This window comes from Paraburkholderia phytofirmans (assembly GCF_046028095.1).
Taxonomy (GTDB): Bacteria; Pseudomonadota; Gammaproteobacteria; order Burkholderiales; family Burkholderiaceae; genus Paraburkholderia; species Paraburkholderia phytofirmans_A.
Genome location: NZ_JAQQDJ010000006.1, coordinates 318,371 through 337,610 on the forward strand (window position 1 = coordinate 318,371; position 19,240 = coordinate 337,610).

13 protein-coding genes are annotated in these 19,240 nt (G+C 63.4%); 9 read left to right on the forward strand and 4 right to left on the reverse strand.

Annotated elements, in window-relative coordinates; all coding sequences use genetic code 11:
- The first annotated feature begins 101 nt into the window (after positions 1–101).
- The 8 genes from PQR54_RS19705 to truB all read left to right on the forward strand — a co-directional run bounded on the left by PQR54_RS19705 (position 102) and on the right by truB (position 11,956).
- A complete protein-coding gene (locus tag PQR54_RS19705; RefSeq protein WP_408248554.1) occupies positions 102–1,328 on the forward strand; it encodes a pyridoxal phosphate-dependent aminotransferase in 1,227 nt (408 codons plus the stop codon).
- A gap of 370 nt (positions 1,329–1,698) precedes the next feature.
- Positions 1,699–2,871: an SMC-Scp complex subunit ScpB gene (gene scpB / locus PQR54_RS19710; RefSeq protein ID WP_408248556.1), complete on the forward strand. Its 1,173-nt coding sequence runs from the start codon at positions 1,699–1,701 to the stop codon at positions 2,869–2,871.
- A 63-nt stretch (positions 2,872–2,934) separates the two neighbouring features.
- Positions 2,935–4,827: a 23S rRNA pseudouridine(2605) synthase RluB gene (gene rluB, locus PQR54_RS19715; RefSeq protein ID WP_408248558.1), complete on the forward strand. Its 1,893-nt coding sequence runs from the start codon at positions 2,935–2,937 to the stop codon at positions 4,825–4,827.
- Between the two features lie 534 nt (positions 4,828–5,361).
- Positions 5,362–5,820 (forward strand): ribosome maturation factor RimP, encoded by a 459-nt coding sequence (rimP, locus tag PQR54_RS19720; protein WP_012432651.1) that lies wholly within the window; start codon positions 5,362–5,364, stop codon positions 5,818–5,820.
- The gene (gene nusA / locus PQR54_RS19725; RefSeq protein ID WP_012432652.1) at positions 5,817–7,292 is read left to right on the forward strand and encodes a transcription termination factor NusA; all 1,476 of its coding nucleotides are present in this window, start codon (positions 5,817–5,819) and stop codon (positions 7,290–7,292) included. The genes rimP and nusA overlap by 4 nt, the downstream gene beginning before the upstream one ends.
- 93 nt (positions 7,293–7,385) lie before the next feature.
- Positions 7,386–10,346 (forward strand): translation initiation factor IF-2, encoded by a 2,961-nt coding sequence (infB, locus tag PQR54_RS19730; RefSeq protein ID WP_408248561.1) that lies wholly within the window; start codon positions 7,386–7,388, stop codon positions 10,344–10,346.
- Between the two features lie 215 nt (positions 10,347–10,561).
- Positions 10,562–10,927 carry a 30S ribosome-binding factor RbfA gene (gene rbfA / locus PQR54_RS19735; RefSeq protein ID WP_042324072.1) on the forward strand — a complete coding sequence of 122 codons (366 nt, stop codon included), beginning with the start codon at positions 10,562–10,564 and terminating at the stop codon, positions 10,925–10,927.
- A gap of 93 nt (positions 10,928–11,020) precedes the next feature.
- Complete coding sequence (gene truB, locus PQR54_RS19740) at positions 11,021–11,956, forward strand: tRNA pseudouridine(55) synthase TruB (protein ID WP_408248563.1); 936 nt, start codon at positions 11,021–11,023, stop codon at positions 11,954–11,956.
- 120 nt (positions 11,957–12,076) lie between these two features.
- Here truB and PQR54_RS19745 read toward each other — a convergent pair whose 3' ends face one another.
- From PQR54_RS19745 to PQR54_RS19760, 4 genes are all read right to left on the reverse strand, one after another.
- Positions 12,077–13,693: a DHA2 family efflux MFS transporter permease subunit gene (locus tag PQR54_RS19745; RefSeq protein ID WP_408248691.1), complete on the reverse strand. Its 1,617-nt coding sequence runs from the start codon at positions 13,691–13,693 to the stop codon at positions 12,077–12,079.
- On the reverse strand, positions 13,671–14,945 hold the full coding sequence (locus tag PQR54_RS19750; RefSeq protein WP_408248565.1) for an EmrA/EmrK family multidrug efflux transporter periplasmic adaptor subunit: 1,275 nt from the start codon (positions 14,943–14,945) through the stop codon (positions 13,671–13,673). Before PQR54_RS19750 ends, PQR54_RS19745 begins: the two co-directional genes overlap by 23 nt.
- A gap of 81 nt (positions 14,946–15,026) precedes the next feature.
- On the reverse strand, positions 15,027–16,523 hold the full coding sequence (locus tag PQR54_RS19755) for an efflux transporter outer membrane subunit (RefSeq protein ID WP_408248567.1): 1,497 nt from the start codon (positions 16,521–16,523) through the stop codon (positions 15,027–15,029).
- A gap of 49 nt (positions 16,524–16,572) precedes the next feature.
- Positions 16,573–17,088, reverse strand: coding sequence for a MarR family winged helix-turn-helix transcriptional regulator (locus PQR54_RS19760; RefSeq protein ID WP_106313974.1), 516 nt, complete (start codon positions 17,086–17,088; stop codon positions 16,573–16,575).
- Positions 17,089–17,410: 322 nt separating this feature from the next.
- Between PQR54_RS19760 and typA the strand changes: the two genes are divergently transcribed.
- Positions 17,411–19,237 carry a translational GTPase TypA gene (gene typA / locus PQR54_RS19765; protein ID WP_179730905.1) on the forward strand — a complete coding sequence of 609 codons (1,827 nt, stop codon included), beginning with the start codon at positions 17,411–17,413 and terminating at the stop codon, positions 19,235–19,237.
- Positions 19,238–19,240 lie beyond the last annotated feature (3 nt).

The following is a 19,240-nucleotide window of genomic DNA, read 5'->3' on the forward strand; positions in this document are numbered from 1 at the left end:
ATTCTCATCCGCCGACTTCGCGGTCCGCAAAAGACACACCAAGCTAAACTATCGCCTCTGCTGAATTTCAACCCACGCCCTTCACCCGTCTGGAAGCCTCGATGAGCGAATCGGATCTGCCCGTGCCATCCATCCCGAACGCGCGCGATGCCGTGCGTGCGCTACGTCCTTCGCAGATCCGCGAAGTCGCCAACGCCGGTTTCGGCGTCGCCGACGTGCTGCCGTTCTGGTTCGGCGAATCCGACCGCGTCACGCCCGCCTTCATCCGCGACGCCGCCAGCGCATCGCTCGCGGCCGGTGCGACGTTCTACACGCACAATCTCGGCATCGCGCCGCTGCGCGCCGCGCTGGCGGGCTACGTCAGCGACCTGCACGGCGCGACGTCAGCGGAGCACATCGCGGTGACGAGCGCGGGCGTCAATGCGCTGATGCTCGCGGCGCAACTCGTGGTGGGCGCGGGCGACCGCGTCGTCGCGGTGACGCCGCTCTGGCCGAATCTGGTCGAGATTCCGAAAATTCTCGGCGCGCATGTCGAAACGTTCGCGCTGGGCTACGGTGAGCGCGGCTGGCAACTCGACCTCGGGCAACTGCTGGCAGCGCTGACGCCCGACACGAAAATGCTGCTGATCAACTCGCCGAACAATCCGACCGGCTGGGTGATGAACCGCGACGAGCAGCGCGCCGTGCTGGCGCATTGCCGGCGCCACGGCATCTGGATCGTGGCGGACGAAGTCTACGAGCGCCTTTACTACGCGGACGCCGAGCCCGATGCGGCCGGCGCGCCCTCGCGCACGGCGCCGTCGTTCCTCGATCTGGCCAGCCGCGACGAACGCGTGATCTGCGTCAATTCGTTTTCGAAGGCATGGTTGATGACGGGCTGGCGGCTCGGCTGGATCGTCGCACCCGCCTCGTTGATGGACGATCTGGGCAAGCTCGTCGAGTACAACACTTCGTGCGCGCCGGCCTTCGTGCAGCAGGCGGGCATCGCGGCCATCGAGCAGGGCGAGCGGTTCGCGCAGGAACTGGTGCGCGACCTGAAGGCGTCGCGCGACCATCTGGTGCGCGCGCTCGCCGCGGTGCCCGGCGTCGACGTCAAGGCGCCGCCCGGTGCGATGTATCTGTTTTTCTCGATGCCCGGCGCCTCGCGCAGTCTGGAGCTTTGCAAGGCGATGGTGCGTGACGTCGGGCTCGGCGTGGCGCCCGGCAGCGCGTTCGGTCCGCAAGGCGAGGGCTTCGTGCGCTGGTGCTACGCCTGCGACACGGCGCGGCTGGACGCGGGCGTCGAGCGCCTGAAACGTTTCCTGGCGCAGCACGCCACGGCCCAATGACTGCGTGGCGGAAAAGGTGGCTGCGTAAAGCTATTGAACCAACCAGGCGAAGAAGAGCCGAAGAAAGCGGGTGTTTATCAGATCAAGCTCGCTTTTTCTCTAAAGCACGTCCGCGAGACCATGTTTAGAAAATGCGCGGGGGATTTCGTCTTTACGCACTGATTGTTTTTGCGTAATATGGCGCTCAGTCACGCGGTTCCCTTCAGGAATTTCGCTGCTCCGTCCGGCTGGGTTTGGCTCGATTGTCTGTTTCGCCTCCCCCCGGTGCGTGCTCCCATCAATATGACCGATCAGAATCGGGCGAGCGCGTCTTCAGTTCCACATCGTCTGTTTGATCCGGTTCTTTGACCACAGGGTCTGACCTAGCTGCATGAATACCCAAGAGGCGAAGATCGTCCTCGAGACTGCCTTGATCTGCGCGCAGGAGCCGTTAAAGCTCGGCGAGTTGCGCAAGCTCTTTGCCGACGGCGTGTCGGCAGACACCGTTCGGACGTTGCTCGAAGACCTCAAGCAGGACTGGTCTGGGCGCGGTGTGGAGTTGGTCGGGCTGGCGTCGGGCTGGCGGTTTCAAAGCAAGCCCGCGATGCGTTCGTATCTGGATCGTTTGCATCCCGAGAAACCGCCGAAATATTCGCGCGCGGTACTCGAAACGCTCGCGATCATTGCATACCGGCAACCGGTCACGCGTGGCGATATTGAAGAGATTCGCGGCGTGACGGTGAATACGCAGGTCGTCAAGCAGCTCGAAGATCGCGGCTGGATCGAAGTGATCGGCCATCGTGACGTGCCGGGTCGCCCGGCACTGTACGCGACCACGCGGCAGTTCCTCGACGACCTCGGGCTGACGGCGTTGGACGAATTGCCACCGCTCGCCGATCCGTCGGCGCAGTTGAACGCGGATCTGCTCGGTCAGCACGCAATCGAGTTCGCCGACGTCGATGTCGCACAGGCTTTGGCTCCGGTAGAAGAGCAGGTGGATTCCGGTGTGGTAGTTGAAGCAGCCGAATTCGTAAGCGCAACTGCCGATGGCGAGTCGGAAAATATTCCGCAAGCCACGAGCGAAGCGCGGCAATCCGACTCCGCTGAAGCAGCCGGCCATGCCGCAGAAGGCCCGCTTGAAGCAGTAGACGAGGCGTCGGGAACAGAAATCGCTGACGAGCATCAGACGCAGCACGCTGAGCCGGTGGAATCGGCGCAGTCGGCCGACAGCGCAGCGGAAGTTGCAGCGCAAAATGCATCGGCATCATCCGGGGCGCATCCGGACGCCGCTGCCACGCCGGCCGCGCAGGAGCACGCTGAAGCGGCACACCCGGCGAACGTTGTACCGCAGACCGGCGTCGCCGAGTCCGCGGAGAATCACGATCCGGTCTCCCAGGCCGATCCGGCAACACCCGCGCACGACTCGGGCGTACTCCGCAATACGGAGCACGCCGCCGAGCCGAACCCGACCAAGGCGGCGCACGGCGATCCTCTGGATCGTCGCGATGCGGCGCAGGACGCAGGCATTCTGACCGACGACGAACCCGAGTCGCGCAGCGCCTGACGTAACCGAACTTTTTTGCCACGCCCGCAACGGGCGTGCGCGACCTGACATTTTGAGGTTGTTTTGACACATACCCACGACACCGATTCGTCCGAATCCGAGCGCGCCGTGCCGTCGGCGCGCGCTGACGAAACGCGCACCACGCAAGCGTCGGCAGGCGAGGGCGAGCGCCCGGCGCAGACCACGGAAGCAGACGGCGAAGACCGTCCGCGCCGCGGCCTGCGTCGCGGCCCGCGCAGCCTGATCGCACGGCGCCGCGCCGGCGCGAAGACGAAGGGCGCCGAAGGCGCGCCCGCGCAAGGGGCGCCGGTCGTCACCGAGGCGCCGCCGGACGGCGAAGTCGTCGCGCAAGTGCGTATGCCGCGCAAGGACGCGGGCGCAAAGGGTCAAGGGCCGCGCCGCAATGCGGGCGGCGCGAAGCGCGAGGGCGCACCGCGTGACGGCGCGCCGCGCGAAGGTCAGCGCGAAGGTCAACGTGAAGGTCAACGCGAGCGTCAGCCGCGCGAAGGCGGCCAGCGTCAAAACAACCGCCGCGGCGGTGAAGCGCCGGCGGCCGCGGCAGTCGCGGGTCAGGACGATCTGTTCTCGTACGTCACATCGCCCGCGTTCGACGCGGACAACAGCGCCACCGGTGGCGTGCGCGCGCCGATGCTGCGCCGTGGCAAGCCGGCCGCGCCCAAGCGCGTGCTCGCCGCCGACGACGACGCGCCCAAGCTGCACAAGGTGCTGGCCGAAGCCGGCATGGGTTCGCGCCGCGACATGGAAGAACTAATCGTCGCCGGCCGCGTGTCGGTGAACGGCGAGCCGGCTCACATCGGCCAGCGCATCATGCCGACCGACCAGGTCCGCATCAATGGCAAGCCGGTCAAGCGCAAGCTGGCCAACAAGCCGCCGCGCGTGCTGCTGTATCACAAACCGACCGGCGAAATCGTCAGCCACGCGGATCCGGAAGGCCGTCCGTCGGTGTTCGACAATCTGCCGCCGATGAAAACCGCCAAGTGGCTCGCGGTCGGCCGTCTCGACTTCAACACCGAAGGTCTGCTGATGCTGACCACGTCGGGCGATCTGGCGAACCGTTTCATGCACCCGCGTTATAGCGTCGAGCGTGAATATGCGGTGCGCGTGGTCGGCGAACTGGCCGAAGGCATGCGTCAGAAGCTGCTGCACGGCGTCGAGCTGGAAGACGGCCCGGCGAACTTCCTGCGTATCCGCGATGGCGGCGGCGAAGGCACGAATCATTGGTATCACGTCGCGCTCGCCGAAGGGCGTAATCGCGAAGTGCGTCGTATGTTCGAAGCGGCCGGCCTGATGGTCAGCCGCCTGATTCGTACCCGTCACGGCCCGATCTCGTTGCCGAAGGGTCTCAAGCGCGGCCGTTGGGAAGAACTCGAGGACAATCAGGTGCGCGCGCTGATGTCGTCCGTCGGCCTGAAGGCGCCGACAGAAGAAAAGGGCGGTCGCCGGGAAGCGCCGGAGCGCAAGCAGCCGGATCCGATGCAGACGTCGATGGGCTTCATCAGCCGCGAACCCGTGCTGATGTCGCACGGCCGCTTCGACCAGCAGCAACCGCGTGGCCAGGGTCAGGGCCGGCGCGGCGCGGCGGGCGGCGGCTTCGGTGGCGGCGCGGGCGCCGGTTTCGGCGGTGGTTACGGCAATCGCGGCGCCGGACGTGGCGCCGGTGGTTTCAGCGGCCCGATGGGCGGTGGCGCGGGCGGCCCGCGTGGCGGCCGTGAAGTCGATGGCAATCGCGCACCGTCGGGCAATGGCAACCGTGCGGCTGGCGGCGGCAAGCGGGCCGGCGGCAGCGGCGGCCCCAATCCGGGTAGCGGCGGTGGCACCCGCGGGCCGGGTAACAATCGCGGCGGCGCCGGCAACCGTGCGGGCGGCGGCAATGCCAACGCGGGCGGCGCCAATCGTGGCGGCGGCGCACCTCGCGGCCGTTCGCGCGGCCGCTGAGCATCACGCCAGTCAAGCATGGCGGTCAGCCGCGGATCTCTTTATCGATCTTTCGCCGGCGACCGTCAGAGTCGATCGACGAACGCCATCGGCTTTGCGCCGCTCACATTTCATGTGATGCATAAAACCGTGGCGTAAATGGAAGTGGGGGCGGATTTCATTTGCCCCGCTTGCCGGGTGCGGGTTCGGGGCGGCGTGAGCCGCCTTGCAAAAGCCCCGAAGCGCCGTCATATCGTTGCAAGATTCCCATGAAATCAAGCGGAAAAGCGCGTTGGGCGGCGTTCTGCGGTTTGCGTTTGTCCTGAAAAATGGCTACAATCGCGGAGTCGCTGGGCGTGCGGCTTTTTATGTGCGGCTCAGGTGCGACCACCGGCAATAAGATGATGGGCGTTTAGCCCATTTTTTTTTGCCGCGCAGTTCTCAGTGGTTCGGCATCTCGGGTAGCACGAACGTGCGCCGGCTTGGCGCGCGGCCCGCATTGGTTGTTTGCAAAACAAGCGGCAGGCTCGCTGCGCGAACATCTAAGAGGGCACTGTGCAACTGACGGAACTGATTGAAACCACGGTCGTGGGACTCGGCTACGAGCTCGTCGATCTCGAGCGCACCGGGCGCGGCATGCTGTGTATCTATATCGACCAGCCGGCCGGCATCGCGATCGAAGACTGCGAGAAAGTCACGCGTCAGCTCCAGCACGTTTTGACGGTCGAAAATATCGATTACGAGCGGCTTGAAGTATCGTCGCCGGGGCTCGACCGCCCGCTGAAAAAACTGGCGGATTTTGAACGCTTCGCAGGCAGCGAAGTGGTAATCACATTGAAAAAGCCATTGGACGGACGGAAATCGTACCGGGGCATCCTGCATGCTCCGCAAGGCGAGACGATCGGTCTGGAATTTGAAGGGAAGGAAGGCGCCGCGATGCTCGATTTCACGCTCGCGGATATCGATAAGGCACGCCTCGTTCCGAAGTTTGACTTTAGGAGCCGCAAACAATGAGTCGCGAAGTGTTGATGCTGGTGGATGCGCTGGCACGCGAGAAGAACGTCGACAAAGACGTGGTATTTGCCGCGCTCGAGGCGGCCCTCGCTTCGGCCTCCAAGAAACTCTTCGAAGAAGACGCGGATATTCGCGTCCAGATCGATCGTGAAAGCGGCGAACACGAAACGTTTCGACGCTGGAAAGTGGTGCCGGACGAAGCCGGCTTGCAGGAGCCGGATCAGGAAATCCTGCTGTTCGAAGCACGCGAGCAGAAGCCCGAGATTCAACTCGACGAGTTCATCGAGGAACCGGTGCCGTCGATCGAATTCGGCCGTATCGGTGCGCAGGCGGCCAAGCAGGTGATCCTGCAGAAGGTGCGCGACGCTGAACGCGAACAGATCCTGAACGACTTCCTCGAGCGCGGCGAGCACATTATGACCGGCTCGGTGAAGCGTCTGGATAAGGGCAACTTCATCGTCGAAACCGGCCGTGTCGAAGCGCTGCTGCGCCGCGACCAGCTGATTCCGAAGGAAAACCTGCGCGTGGGCGACCGCGTGCGTGCCTACATCGCGAAGGTCGATCGCACCGCGCGCGGCCCGCAGATCGAGCTGTCGCGTACGGCGCCCGAATTCCTGATGAAGCTGTTCGAGATGGAAGTGCCGGAAATCGAACAAGGCCTGCTGGAAATCAAGGCGGCTGCGCGGGATCCAGGCGTGCGCGCCAAGATCGGCGTGGTCGCATATGACAAGCGCATCGATCCGATCGGCACGTGCGTCGGAATTCGCGGTTCGCGCGTGCAGGCGGTGCGTAACGAGCTCGGTGGCGAAAACGTCGACATCGTGCTATGGTCGGAGGATCCCGCACAGTTTGTGATCGGCGCGCTCGCGCCGGCAGCCGTCCAGTCGATTGTCGTCGATGAAGAAAAACATTCGATGGACGTCGTCGTAGACGAAAACGAACTGGCGGTCGCGATCGGCCGCAGCGGCCAGAACGTGCGTCTTGCCAGCGAACTCACCGGCTGGCAGATCAACATCATGACGCCGGACGAATCTGCGCAAAAGCAGAATCAGGAGCGCGGTGTATTGCGTGACCTGTTCATGGCGCGTCTCGATGTCGACGAAGAAGTCGCCGACATCCTGATCGACGAAGGCTTTACGAGCCTCGAAGAGATCGCTTATGTGCCGCTCAACGAAATGCTCGAAATCGAAGCATTCGACGAAGACACCGTTCACGAACTGCGTAACCGCTCGCGCGACGCGCTGTTGACGCAGGCAATCGCGAATGAAGAAAAGGTCGAAAATGTAGCACTCGACCTGAAGAGCCTGGACGGCATGGACGCCGACCTGCTCGCCAAGCTGGCCGAACATCAGATCCAGACGCGCGACGAACTCGCCGAACTGGCTGTGGATGAACTGGTCGAGATGACCGGAATGGAAGAGGATGCCGCTAAGGCGTTGATCATGAAAGCACGTGAACACTGGTTCCAGTGAGAAATGACCATGGCGCACTAAATTGAAGCGGCCGTCAGGCCGCATGACCCGATGCTAACCGCAAGGAATCGGTCCTTGCATTAAGAGGAATGAATGGCGAGTAACAACGTAGCCCAATTTGCCGCGGAACTGAAAATGCCTGCAGGCGTGCTGCTTGAGCAGCTGCAGGCAGCAGGCGTCACAAAAGCGAGCGAAGACGACAGCTTGTCCGAAACGGACAAGGCGCGTCTGCTCGACCACTTGCGCAAGTCTCACGGCTCGACTGATGCTGACAAGCGCAAGATCACGCTGACGAAACGGCATACGTCGGAAATCAAGCAATCCGATGCGACGGGCAAAGCTCGCACCATTCAGGTCGAGGTGCGCAAGAAGCGCACTTTCGTCCGCCGCGACGAAACCTCCGCTGAAAACGGAGATGCATCGAATCATGTGGCCGAGGCCGACGTCGACGATCTGGAACTTCAGCGTCGTGAAGAGGAAGCTCGTCACGAAGCCGAGCTGCTCGAAAAGCAGGCTCAGGAGCTGAAGGCGCGTCAGGAACAACTCGAACGCGAAGAAGCGGAACGTCAGGCGCGCGAAGCGGCTGCTGAAGCCGAACGTCGCCGCGCCGAAGAAGAAGCCGCGAAGAAGCGTGCTGCGGCCGAGGCGGCAGCTCGCGAGCAGGCGCAGGCTGCCAAGCCGGCACAAGCTGCGCAACCCGCGGCCGCGAAGGCTGAACCGGTCGCTGCCAAGGCAGCGGAGCCGGTGGTCGCCAAGCAAAGCGAGCAGGACGACGAGCGCGCCGCAGCAGAGCGCGCCGCGCAACGCGAAGCCGCGAAGAAAGCAGAAGACGCAGCGCGTCAGGCTGCTGAAAAAGCGCGTGCCGAGCAGGAACAGATCGCCAAGCGCCGTGCCGCGGCTGAAGCCGAAGCGCGCGCGATTCGCGAAATGATGAACACGCCGCGCAAGGCGCAGGTCAAGGCGCCGGAACCAGCACCGAAGCCCGCTGAGCCGGCCAAGGCCGCGGAAGCCAAGGGCACGCTGCACAAGCCGGCGCGTCCGGCGGGTGAAGCACCGGCGCGTCCGGCAGCGAAGAAACCGGCTGCTGCGGCTCCGGCTGCCACGACCACGCCTTCCGCCGGCGACAAGAAGAAGCCGGGCGGCGGCAAGGGCGGCTGGCAGGACGACGCCGCGAAGCGCCGCGGTATCAAGACGCGCGGCGATACGAGCGGCGGTGTCGATCGCGGCTGGCGCGGTGGCCCGAAGGGTCGCGGCAAGCATCAGGATCAGAACACCACGTTCCAGGCCCCGACCGAACCGATCGTGCGTGAAGTGCACGTGCCGGAAACCATCACGGTCGCCGATCTGGCGCACAAGATGGCAGTGAAGGCGTCGGAAGTCATCAAGTCGATGATGAAGCTCGGCCAGATGGTCACGATCAACCAGATGCTGGACCAGGAAACGGCGATGATCATCGTCGAGGAACTGGGTCACCACGCGGTTGCGGCCAAGCTGGACGATCCGGAAGCCATGCTGGTCGAAGGCGAAATCTCCGATGCGGAATCGTTGCCGCGTCCGCCGGTCGTCACGGTCATGGGTCACGTCGACCACGGCAAGACGTCGCTGCTCGACTACATCCGCCGCGCCAAGGTTGCAGCGGGCGAAGCGGGCGGGATTACGCAGCACATCGGCGCTTACCACGTCGAAACGCCGCGTGGCGTCATCACGTTCCTCGACACGCCGGGTCACGAAGCCTTTACGGCCATGCGAGCCCGCGGTGCGAAGGCAACTGACATCGTGATTCTGGTGGTCGCAGCCGACGACGGCGTGATGCCGCAGACGAAGGAAGCGATCGCTCACGCGAAGGCCGGCGGCGTGCCGCTCGTCGTCGCGATCAACAAGATCGACAAGCCGGATGCGAATCCGGACCGTGTCAAGCAGGAACTCGTCGCTGAAGGCGTCGTGCCGGAAGAATACGGTGGCGATTCGCCGTTCGTGTCGGTGTCGGCCAAGACCGGCGCGGGCATCGACGATCTGCTCGAAAACGTATTGCTGCAAGCCGAAGTGCTGGAACTGAAGGCGCCGGTCGAAGCGCCGGCCAAGGGTCTCGTCATCGAAGCGAAGCTCGACAAGGGTAAGGGTCCGGTCGCAACGATCCTGGTCCAGTCGGGTACGCTGAACCGCGGCGACGTGGTGTTGGCAGGTAGCGCCTACGGTCGCGTGCGAGCCATGCTCGACGAAACCGGCAAGCCGACCAAGTCGGCGGGTCCGTCGATCCCGGTCGAAATTCAGGGTCTCTCGGAAGTGCCGCAAGCTGGCGAAGAAGTCATCGTCATGCCGGACGACCGAAAGGCGCGTGAAGTCGCACTGTTCCGTCAAGGCAAGTTCCGCGACGTCAAGCTGGCCAAGCAACAGGCCGCGAAGCTCGAGAACATGCTGGAACAGATGGGCGAAGGCGAAGTGGCGTACATGCCGCTCATCGTCAAGGCCGACGTGCAAGGTTCGCAGGAAGCGTTGGTGCAGTCGCTGCTCAAGCTTTCTACCGACGAAGTGCGCGTGCAGATCGTGCACGGCGCCGTGGGTGGCATCAGCGAGTCCGACGTCAACCTGGCAACGGCTTCGAAGGCGGTCATCATCGGCTTCAACACCCGTGCGGATGCGCAAGCTCGCAAGCTGGCGGAAAGCAACGGCGTCGATATTCGCTACTACAACATCATCTATGACGCAGTGGATGACGTGAAGGCCGCGATGTCGGGCATGCTGGCACCGGAGAAGCGCGAAATCGTCACGGGGACGGTCGAAGTGCGTCAGGTCTTCAAGGTACCGAAGATCGGCGCGGTGGCCGGCTGTATGGTCACGGACGGCTTCGTCAAGCGCTCGTCGTCGGTGCGCGTGCTGCGCAACAACGTCGTCATCTTCACGGGCGAACTCGATTCGCTCAAGCGCTTCAAGGACGACGTGAAGGAAGTCCGTCAGGGCTTCGAGTGCGGTATGTCGATCAAGAACTTCAACGATATCGTCGAAGGCGATCAGTTCGAAGTCTTCGAGATCACCGAAGTCGCGCGTTCGCTGTAATTCACGCGGCACGGCTCTAGGGGCGGAGCGGGCTTTAACGCCCGCTCCGCCCGTTGTTTTTGGGGCCACGCGTTTTGTTCGTATCCGTCACGCACAGCGCCTGCGGTCGAGTTTCGTCGGGTCATCCGCGCAGTTTGAATGCCGTAAGGACAAAAGCCCAAAACGCGGCGGCGCGAACCACTTTTTGCATCCGTCAGAACGGATCACATCACACCATGCCTAAAAAACGTTCTTCTCCCAATCGCAACGTGCAGATCGCCGATCAGATCCAGCGCGATTTGTCCGAACTGCTGCGCGAGGTCAAGGATCCGCGCATCGGCATCGTCACGATTCAAAGCGTCGAGCTGACGCCTGACTATGCGCACGCCAAGGTCTATTTCACGACGCTCACCGGCGATCCGCAGCAGACTCTCGAAGCGCTCACGCACGCGGCCGGCCATCTGCATAATCAGCTGTTCAAGCGCCTGCATATCCATACCGTGCCGACGCTGCATTTCCATTACGACAAGACGATCGAGCGCGCCGTCGAGATGTCGCGTTTGATTGACGAAGCCAACGCCAATCGCGCGAAAGAAGACTGAGCGCGCCGTTGTTGCGGCGCTCGCTGCCATGCCTGAGTCGCCAAGCGCTCAGTGCCGTTTCCCGTATCCTTCGAAGACTTTCGTCTTTCTGACATGACCGCACCTCAACGCCCCCGCGTGCCGCGTCGCGCGCTCGACGGCGTGCTGCTGCTCGACAAGCCGCTCGGCCTGTCGAGCAACGACGCGCTGATTCGCGCGAAGCGTCTCTACCTGGCGAAAAAGGCGGGCCACACCGGCACGCTCGATCCCTTGGCCACAGGCTTGCTGCCGCTCTGTTTCGGCGAAGCCACCAAGTTTTCGCAAGACCTGCTCGAAGCCGACAAGACGTATGAGGCCACCATGCGTCTTGGTGTCCGCACGACCACCGGCGACGCCGAAGGCGAAGCGATCGACACGCGTGAAGTAACCTGCGACGAGGCCGCGATTCTGGCGGTTCTGCCGACATTCCTCGGCGAGATCACGCAGGTTCCGCCGATGTATTCGGCGCTCAAACGTGACGGCAAGCCGCTCTACGAATACGCGCGCGCGGGCCAGACGGTGGAGCGGGAAGGGCGTCAGGTGACGATCCTCGCGCTCGAGATGCTCGCCTGCGCGCTGCCGGACGTAACCTTTCGCGTGACGTGCAGCAAGGGAACGTATGTGCGCACGCTGGCCGAGGATATTGGCGAAGCGTTGGGTTGCGGCGCGCATCTGGTGGCGCTGCGGCGCACCGGTGTCGGCGCACTGACGCTCGACAATTCGGTGACGCTCGACGCGTTGTCCGACGCGGCCGAAAGCGAACGCGATGCATGGCTGCAACCGGTGGATGCGTTGCTGTCGACGTTCCCGCTCGTGCAGTTGAATGAAGACGCGACGCGCCGCTTCCTGCACGGCCAGCGGTTGAAGCTGTCCGAATTGACCATCACGGGCGATGCAGTGAATGCGCCGCGCGTCCGGGTGTACGCAGCAGAGGGGCGTCTGCTTGGCGTCGCCAAACAAGGCGAGGGTGTGCTGGCGCCCGAACGGCTGGTCGTCACGACAGGGAGCTGAACGCCCTATACGTGGCACAACGCGCGACAAACGCGCTGCAAAGAAAAAGGCGGGACCGCTCAGGAAGCGGTCCCGCCTTTTTTATATCGTATCTGCCGGATACGGACTTGAGCCGAAAACTCAGTGCGCCGCCGCAGCCGCCGCACCCGCATCTCCACCGGCGCGCTCCGGCTTCGTGATCCAGATCAACGCGATCAGCGCGATAAAGATGCCGGCGGACACGAAGAACAGGTCGTTCACACCGAGTTGCGCGGCCTGCTGCGTCGCCATCGTGTTGAACAGGCCGTATGCCTGCGGTTGACTGAAGCCCGCCGCGCCCATCTGTCGGATCGACTGGTCGAACACCGGGTTGTACGCATTAGCCTGTTCGGCCAGTTGCGCGTGATGCATGATCGTGCGGTGATCCCACGCCGTCTGGAAAATCGACGTGCCGATGCCGCCGCACATGATCCGCACGAAATTCGACAGGCCCGACGCCGCCGGAATCCGGTTGCCCGGCAGTCCCGACAGGGTGATCGACACCAGCGGGATGAAGAACCCCGCCATGCCGATCCCTTGAATCAAGGTAGGCACCAGCAGCGAAAACGTATCGACGCCGGTCGTATAACGCGAGCGCATCCAGAAACACAGCGCGAACACGAGGAACGACAGGGTCGCGATATAGCGCGGATCGGTGCGCGGCAAAATCTTGCCGGTGATCGGCGACAGCAGCACGGCGAACAGGCCGACCGGCGCCATCACCAGACCGGCTTCGGTCGCGGTGTAGCCGATATCGGTTTGCAGCCACAACGGCAGCAACACCAGATTGCCGAAGTAGAGGCCGTAGCCGATCGAAAGCGCGACGGTGCCGCCCGTGAAATTGCGCCGGCTGAACAGCGACAGGTCCACCACCGGGTGCTCGGCCGTCAATTCCCACACGATAAAGAACGCCAGCGCGATCACCGCGACCAGCGCCAGTACGACGACGGTCGTCGACGAAAACCAGTCGAGATCCTTGCCTTTGTCGAGCATGACCTGCAGCGAGCCGACCCAGACGATCAGGAGGCCGAGACCGACGCCGTCGATCGGTGCCTTTCTGATGACGGAGTCGCGATTACGGAAGATCATCCACGTGGCCACGGCGGCAATCGCGCCGACCGGAATGTTGACGTAGAAAATCCACGGCCACGAGATGTTGTCCGAGATCCAGCCGCCGAGAATTGGGCCGGCCACCGGCGCGATCAGCGTGGTCATCGCCCACATGGATAACGCCATGGGCGCCTTGGCGCGCGGATAGCTCGCCAGCAGTAGCGTTTGCGACAGCGGAATCATCGGGCCGGCCACCGCGCCTTGCAATACGCGCGAAGCGAGCAGAAAGGGCAGGGTCGGCGCGAGGCCGCACATCCACGACGAGATCACGAACAGGATGATTGACGCCATGAACAGCCGCACCTGGCCGATGCGTTCGGTCAACCAGCCGGTGAGCGGCACGGAGATCGCGTTAGCAACCGCGAACGAGGTGATCACCCACGTGCCTTGATCCGACGACACGCCGAGGTCGCCCGAAATCGAGGGAATCGACACGTTGGCGATCGACGTGTCGAGCACGTTCATGAAAACGGCGAGCGACACCGCGATGGTGCCGATCACCAGTTGCGCGCCCTCGAGCGGCGGATGAGGGACTTGCGCCTGAGCCTGAGCCATTAAAGAAGCCTTGTCTGAATCGTCGCGTGCGTTACATCGCCTTCGCCGCGACAGGCTTCGCGCTGTCAGCCTGTGACGACTTTTGCGAGCCGCCGTTCGGACCTGCGTTTTGCGAAATGATGCGGGCGATTTCCGCGTCGGCTTCGTCACCGTACTTCTCGAACACCGCGGTCTGGTAGACCGTGTTCGGCGCCTGGCCGAGCTGGCCGCCGTTGTCGTCCTTGATGCTGACGTCGGCTTGCATGGACAGGCCGATACGCAGCGGATGCTGTTCCAGTTCCTTCGGATCGAGCGCGATCCGCACCGGCAGACGCTGCACCACCTTGATCCAGTTGCCGGTCGCGTTCTGCGCGGGCAGCAGCGAGAACGCCGAACCCGTGCCCGCCGAGAAGCCGACCACCTTGCCGTGATACACCACCGACGAACCGTACACGTCGGCCGTCAGTTCGACCGGCTGGCCGATGCGCATGTGCTTGAGCTGCACTTCCTTGAAATTCGCGTCGACCCACACGCCGCCGAGCGGCACGATCGCCATCAGCGGGGTGCCCGGCGAGACGCGCTGGCCGACCTGCACCGAGCGCTTCGCCACGTAGCCGGTGACCGGCGCCGGCAGGTTGTTACGCGCGTTGTTCAGGTACGCGTCACGGACCTTCGCGGCGGCGGCCTGCACGTTCGGATGATTCGCGATCGTGGTGTTGGCGGTCAGCGCGCGGTTCGAGTTCAATTGCTGCTGGGCGGCGTCGACGGCGGCTTGCGCGCTCTTCACGGCGTCGCGAGCGTGGGAGATTTCTTCCTGCGACACGGCGCCGGTTTGCGCGACTGCCAAACGGCGCTTCAGGTCGTCCTGGGCGCGCGACAGATCGGATTGGCGCTGGGCCACTTGCGCCTGGTATTGATTGTCGTCGGCGAACAGGCCACGCACCTGGCGCACCGTCTGCGCCAGATTCGCTTCGGCCTGCTCCAGTGCGACGCGGGCGTCGGCCGGATCGAGCACGACGAGCGGGTCGCCGACCTTCACCGTTTGCGTGTCGTCCGCGTTCACGGCGACGACCGTGCCGGTGACCTGCGGCGTGATCTGCACGACATTGCCGTTTACGTACGCATCGTCGGTGTCTTCATGAAAGCGCGCCACGAGGAAGTAGTAAAAGCCGTAAGCGATCGCGGCGATCAGGATCACGATGACGAGCAGCGTCATCATGAGCTTGCGTTTGCCGTTGTTCGCCGGTGGTTGTGCCGGCGGTTGCGTCGGCTGTGGGGCCGATTGAGTCGGCTGTGTAGTTGCCGCGGGCTGTTGGGTGGTGCTCATTGATGTGCTCCGGGTTCTTTCAGACGTCGTCGTTTATTCGGATGTTCGTGCGTGTGTTCGATCTGGCCGGGGTCCGCGCGCTCAGTTCGCCGCGGCGGCCGATGCCGGTGCATCGGTCGGCACCACGAGGCCGGTCTGCGTCGCGTCGAAACCGCCGCCGAGCGCCTTGATGAGGCCGATCTGCATGTCGCGGCGGCGCATCTTCAGGCCGGTCACCGTCTGGTCGGCGGCAAGGCGGTTCTGGTCGGCGGTCAGCACCTGCAACTGCGGCGACAAACCGGCCTTGTAGCGGATCACAGCCAGCTGATACGCCTTGGTCGATGCCTCGAGCGCGCGTTGTGCGTCGCCTTGCTGCTGGTCGATCGAACGGATCGACGACACTTGCGTCGCGACGTCCGAGAGGGCGCTGATCAGCGTCTGGTTGTAGTTCGCCACGTCCAGGTCGAAGTCGGCGTAGCGGCCCTTCAGTTGCGAGCGCAGCGCGCCGGCGTCGAAGATCGGCAGATGGATGGCCGGCCCGAATTGCATCTGGCGGCTGCCGGATTTGAGGAAGCGTCCCCAGCCAAACGCGTCGAAACCGAAGCCCGCCGCGAGGTTCACGTCAGGAAAGAATTCGGCTTTCGCTTCCTTCACGTCGTGCATGGCGGCTTCCACTTGCCAGCGCGCGGCGACGATATCCGCGCGACGCGCGACGAGGTCGGCGGGCAGATTGTTCGGCAGCGCCACGCTGTCGCCGTTGGTCAGCGCGGGCTGCGCGATTTGCAGGCCACGGTCCGGACCCTTGCCGAGCAGCGCGCCCAATTGATAGCGCACGACGGTGATCTGGCCGTCGAGGTCGGTCAAATTGGACTGGCTGGTCGCGATGTTGCCGTTCGCGGTTTGCCGCTCGACATTGGTGTCGAGGCCGGCGGTCACGCGGCCATTGGTGATGCGGCCGATATCCTGGCGGTTGGCGATTTCGCGCGCGGCGATATCGCGGAACGCGTACAGCTGCGCGAGCTGGTTATACGTGCTGGCTACCGACGCCGCGAGCGTCACGCGTGCCTGCTGCATGTCGGCCTCAGCGGCCTTTTCCTGCGACACGGCCTGACCCAGACGCTCACGATTCTTGCCCCACAGATCCAGATCCCACGAAGCGCTCGCGAGCACGTTGTTCTCGCTATACCAGGTGCCGCCGTACGGAGGCGGGTAGAGCGCGTTGCCCGAGAACAGCTCGCGCGTCCAGGAATAACTGCCGTTCACCTTCGGGTACAGCGCCGAGCGCGAGCTCTCGATATATGACGAAGCCTTGGCGAGACGCGCCTGCGCCTGCGCGATCGACGGGCTGCCTTCCAGCGCTTCGGCGATCAGCTTGGGCAGTTGCGGGTCGCCGAACTGGTTGGCCCAGTCGAGCGACGGCCACTGGCCGCCCTGACCGGCGAGGCTCTGGGCGGACTCGTACTGAGCGGGCGACGAGATCTGCTTGTCGCTTTTCATACCGAAGTAGTTCGCGCACCCCGTAAGGGCGAGCGCCGTCACTGCGGCGGCGATGGCGGCCCGGCTCGAAAGCGCGGGCGCGGACAGGGAAAGGGATTTCATCGCTCGACTCTTTGAGTGGAATGTAATGATGGACACTGCAAGCAATTTCTTACGATTTGCTGTCAAAATTGCTTGCTGCATCACGGGTTAGTCCCGTTTGTTCGCCGGAATTGATGAGCACGCGACGCAGCATGCTCTTCAGGAAACCCACTTCTTCCGGTGTGAAGCCGCCTAGCAGGCTGTCCAGCACGCCATTGAAAATAGCTGGCATTTTGGCGGCGATGGCATGACCTTCAGGCGTGAGCGCAAGGCGCACGACCCGGCGGTCTTCGTTGCTGCGCACCCGGGTCAGCAGGCCGCGTTTCTCCAACCGGTCGATCAGGCGCGTGACGGCGCTTGCGTCGATGCCGTATTCGCGGGCTAGTTCGGCCGCCAGCAGGCATTTTCCGCTCGCCACCATGAACAGGATGCTGCCCTGCTGGCTGGTGATGCCAAGTTCGGCCATGCTGCGCTGGGTGACCAGATTCGACAGCGTCGATTTCACTCGCGAGATCAGATAGCCGACGCTCTCGCCTAGCTGATATTCGCTGAGGTCCGGCGTGGGTGTAGCGGATGGCTCCGTCATGATTCTCGTGCGAATGCAATGGTTGACTAGGCAGGATTATAGAGGTCGGTTGGTTGACGCGGCAAGTGTTATTACAGCTTAGGCAAGGAACTTTCCCTGCTCAAGTCATAATCCGCGTGATTTTGCGTAGGATTTCGCCCACCTGCTTACGTTTCATTTCTGACGTGCCGCGGCGCCGCCGACTGCGGCCTATCAGGGAATACCAGAAAGCTTCATTTGCACGTGCTACAATATTGGGTTCCCAAAAGTGCGCTTTGGGCTTTGTTGGTTTCGTTCACACAATGCTGCTGCTGGCGCACTCATCAACTGTCTCCAGGTTCCTATGACTCGCGCCCTACGCAACATCGCCATCATTGCTCACGTCGACCACGGCAAGACCACGCTCGTCGACCAGCTCCTCCGCCAGACCGCCACGTTCCGTGACAACCAGGCGGTTGTCGAACGCGTGATGGACTCGAACGACATCGAAAAAGAGCGTGGCATCACGATTCTTTCGAAGAACTGCGCGGTCGAATACGAAGGCACGCACATCAACATCGTCGACACCCCGGGCCACGCCGACTTCGGCGGCGAAGTGGAGCGCGTGCTGTCGATGGTCGACTCAGTGCTGCTGCTGGTCGACGCCGTCGAAGGTCCGATGCCGCAAACGCGCTTCGTGACCAAGAAGGCGCTGGCGCTCGGCCTGAAGCCGATCGTCGTGATCAACAAGGTGGATCGTCCGGGCGCGCGTATCGACTGGGTGATCAACCAGACGTTCGACCTGTTCGACAAGCTGGGCGCAACCGACGAACAGCTCGATTTCCCGATCGTGTACGCATCGGGTCTGAACGGCTACGCAGGCTTGACCCCGGACGTGCGCGAAGGCGACATGCGTCCGCTGTTCGAAGCCGTGCTGGAACACGTGCCAGTTCGCCCCGCCGATCCGTCGGCTCCGCTGCAACTGCAGATCACGTCGCTGGATTACTCGTCGTATGTCGGTCGTATCGGCGTGGGCCGCATCACGCGCGGCACGATCAAGCCGGGCATGTCCGTCGCCGTGCGTTCGGGTCCCGACGGCGCGATTCTGAACCGCAAGATCAACCAGGTGCTGTCGTTCAAGGGTCTGGAGCGCGTGCAGGTCGACTCGGCTGAAGCCGGCGACATCGTGCTGATCAACGGTATCGAAGAAATCGGCATTGGCGTGACCATCTGCGCACCGGAACAACCGGAAGCGCTGCCCATGATCACCGTCGACGAACCGACGCTGACCATGAACTTCCTCGTCAATTCGTCGCCGCTGGCCGGCCGCGAAGGCAAGTTCGTCACGAGCCGTCAGATCCGTGACCGCCTGATGAAGGAACTGAACCACAACGTCGCGCTGCGCGTGAAGGAAACCGGCGACGAAACCACGTTCGAAGTGGCGGGCCGCGGTGAACTGCACCTGACCATTCTGGTGGAAAACATGCGCCGCGAAGGCTACGAGCTGGCCGTGTCGCGTCCGCGCGTGGTCATGACCGAAGTCGACGGCGTGAAGCACGAGCCGTACGAAAACCTGACCGTCGACATGGAAGACGGCCACCAGGGCGGCGTGATGGAAGAGCTGGGCCGCCGCAAGGGCGAAATGCTCGACATGGCGTCGGACGGCCGTGGCCGCACGCGTCTCGAGTACCGTATTTCGGCGCGTGGCCTGATCGGCTTCCAGTCGGAATTCCTCACGCTCACGCGCGGCACGGGCCTGATGAGCCACACGTTCGACTCGTATCAGCCGGTCAAGGAAGGCGCCGTCGGCGAACGTCGCAACGGCGTGCTGATTTCGCAGGACGACGGCGCCGCAGTCGCGTACGCACTGTGGAAGCTGCAGGATCGCGGCCGTATGTTCGTGTCGCCGGGTGAGCCGCTGTACGAAGGCATGATCATCGGCATTCACAGCCGTGACAACGACCTCGTCGTGAACCCGATCAAGGGCAAGCAGCTGACCAACGTGCGTTCGTCGGGTACGGACGAAGCTGTGCGCCTCGTGCCGCCGATCCAGATGTCGCTGGAATACGCGGTCGAATTCATCGACGACGACGAACTGGTCGAAGTCACGCCGCAGTCCATCCGTCTGCGCAAGCGCTACCTGAAGGAACACGAGCGTCGCAGCGCGAGCCGCAAGGGCGCGGTGGACTAAGCG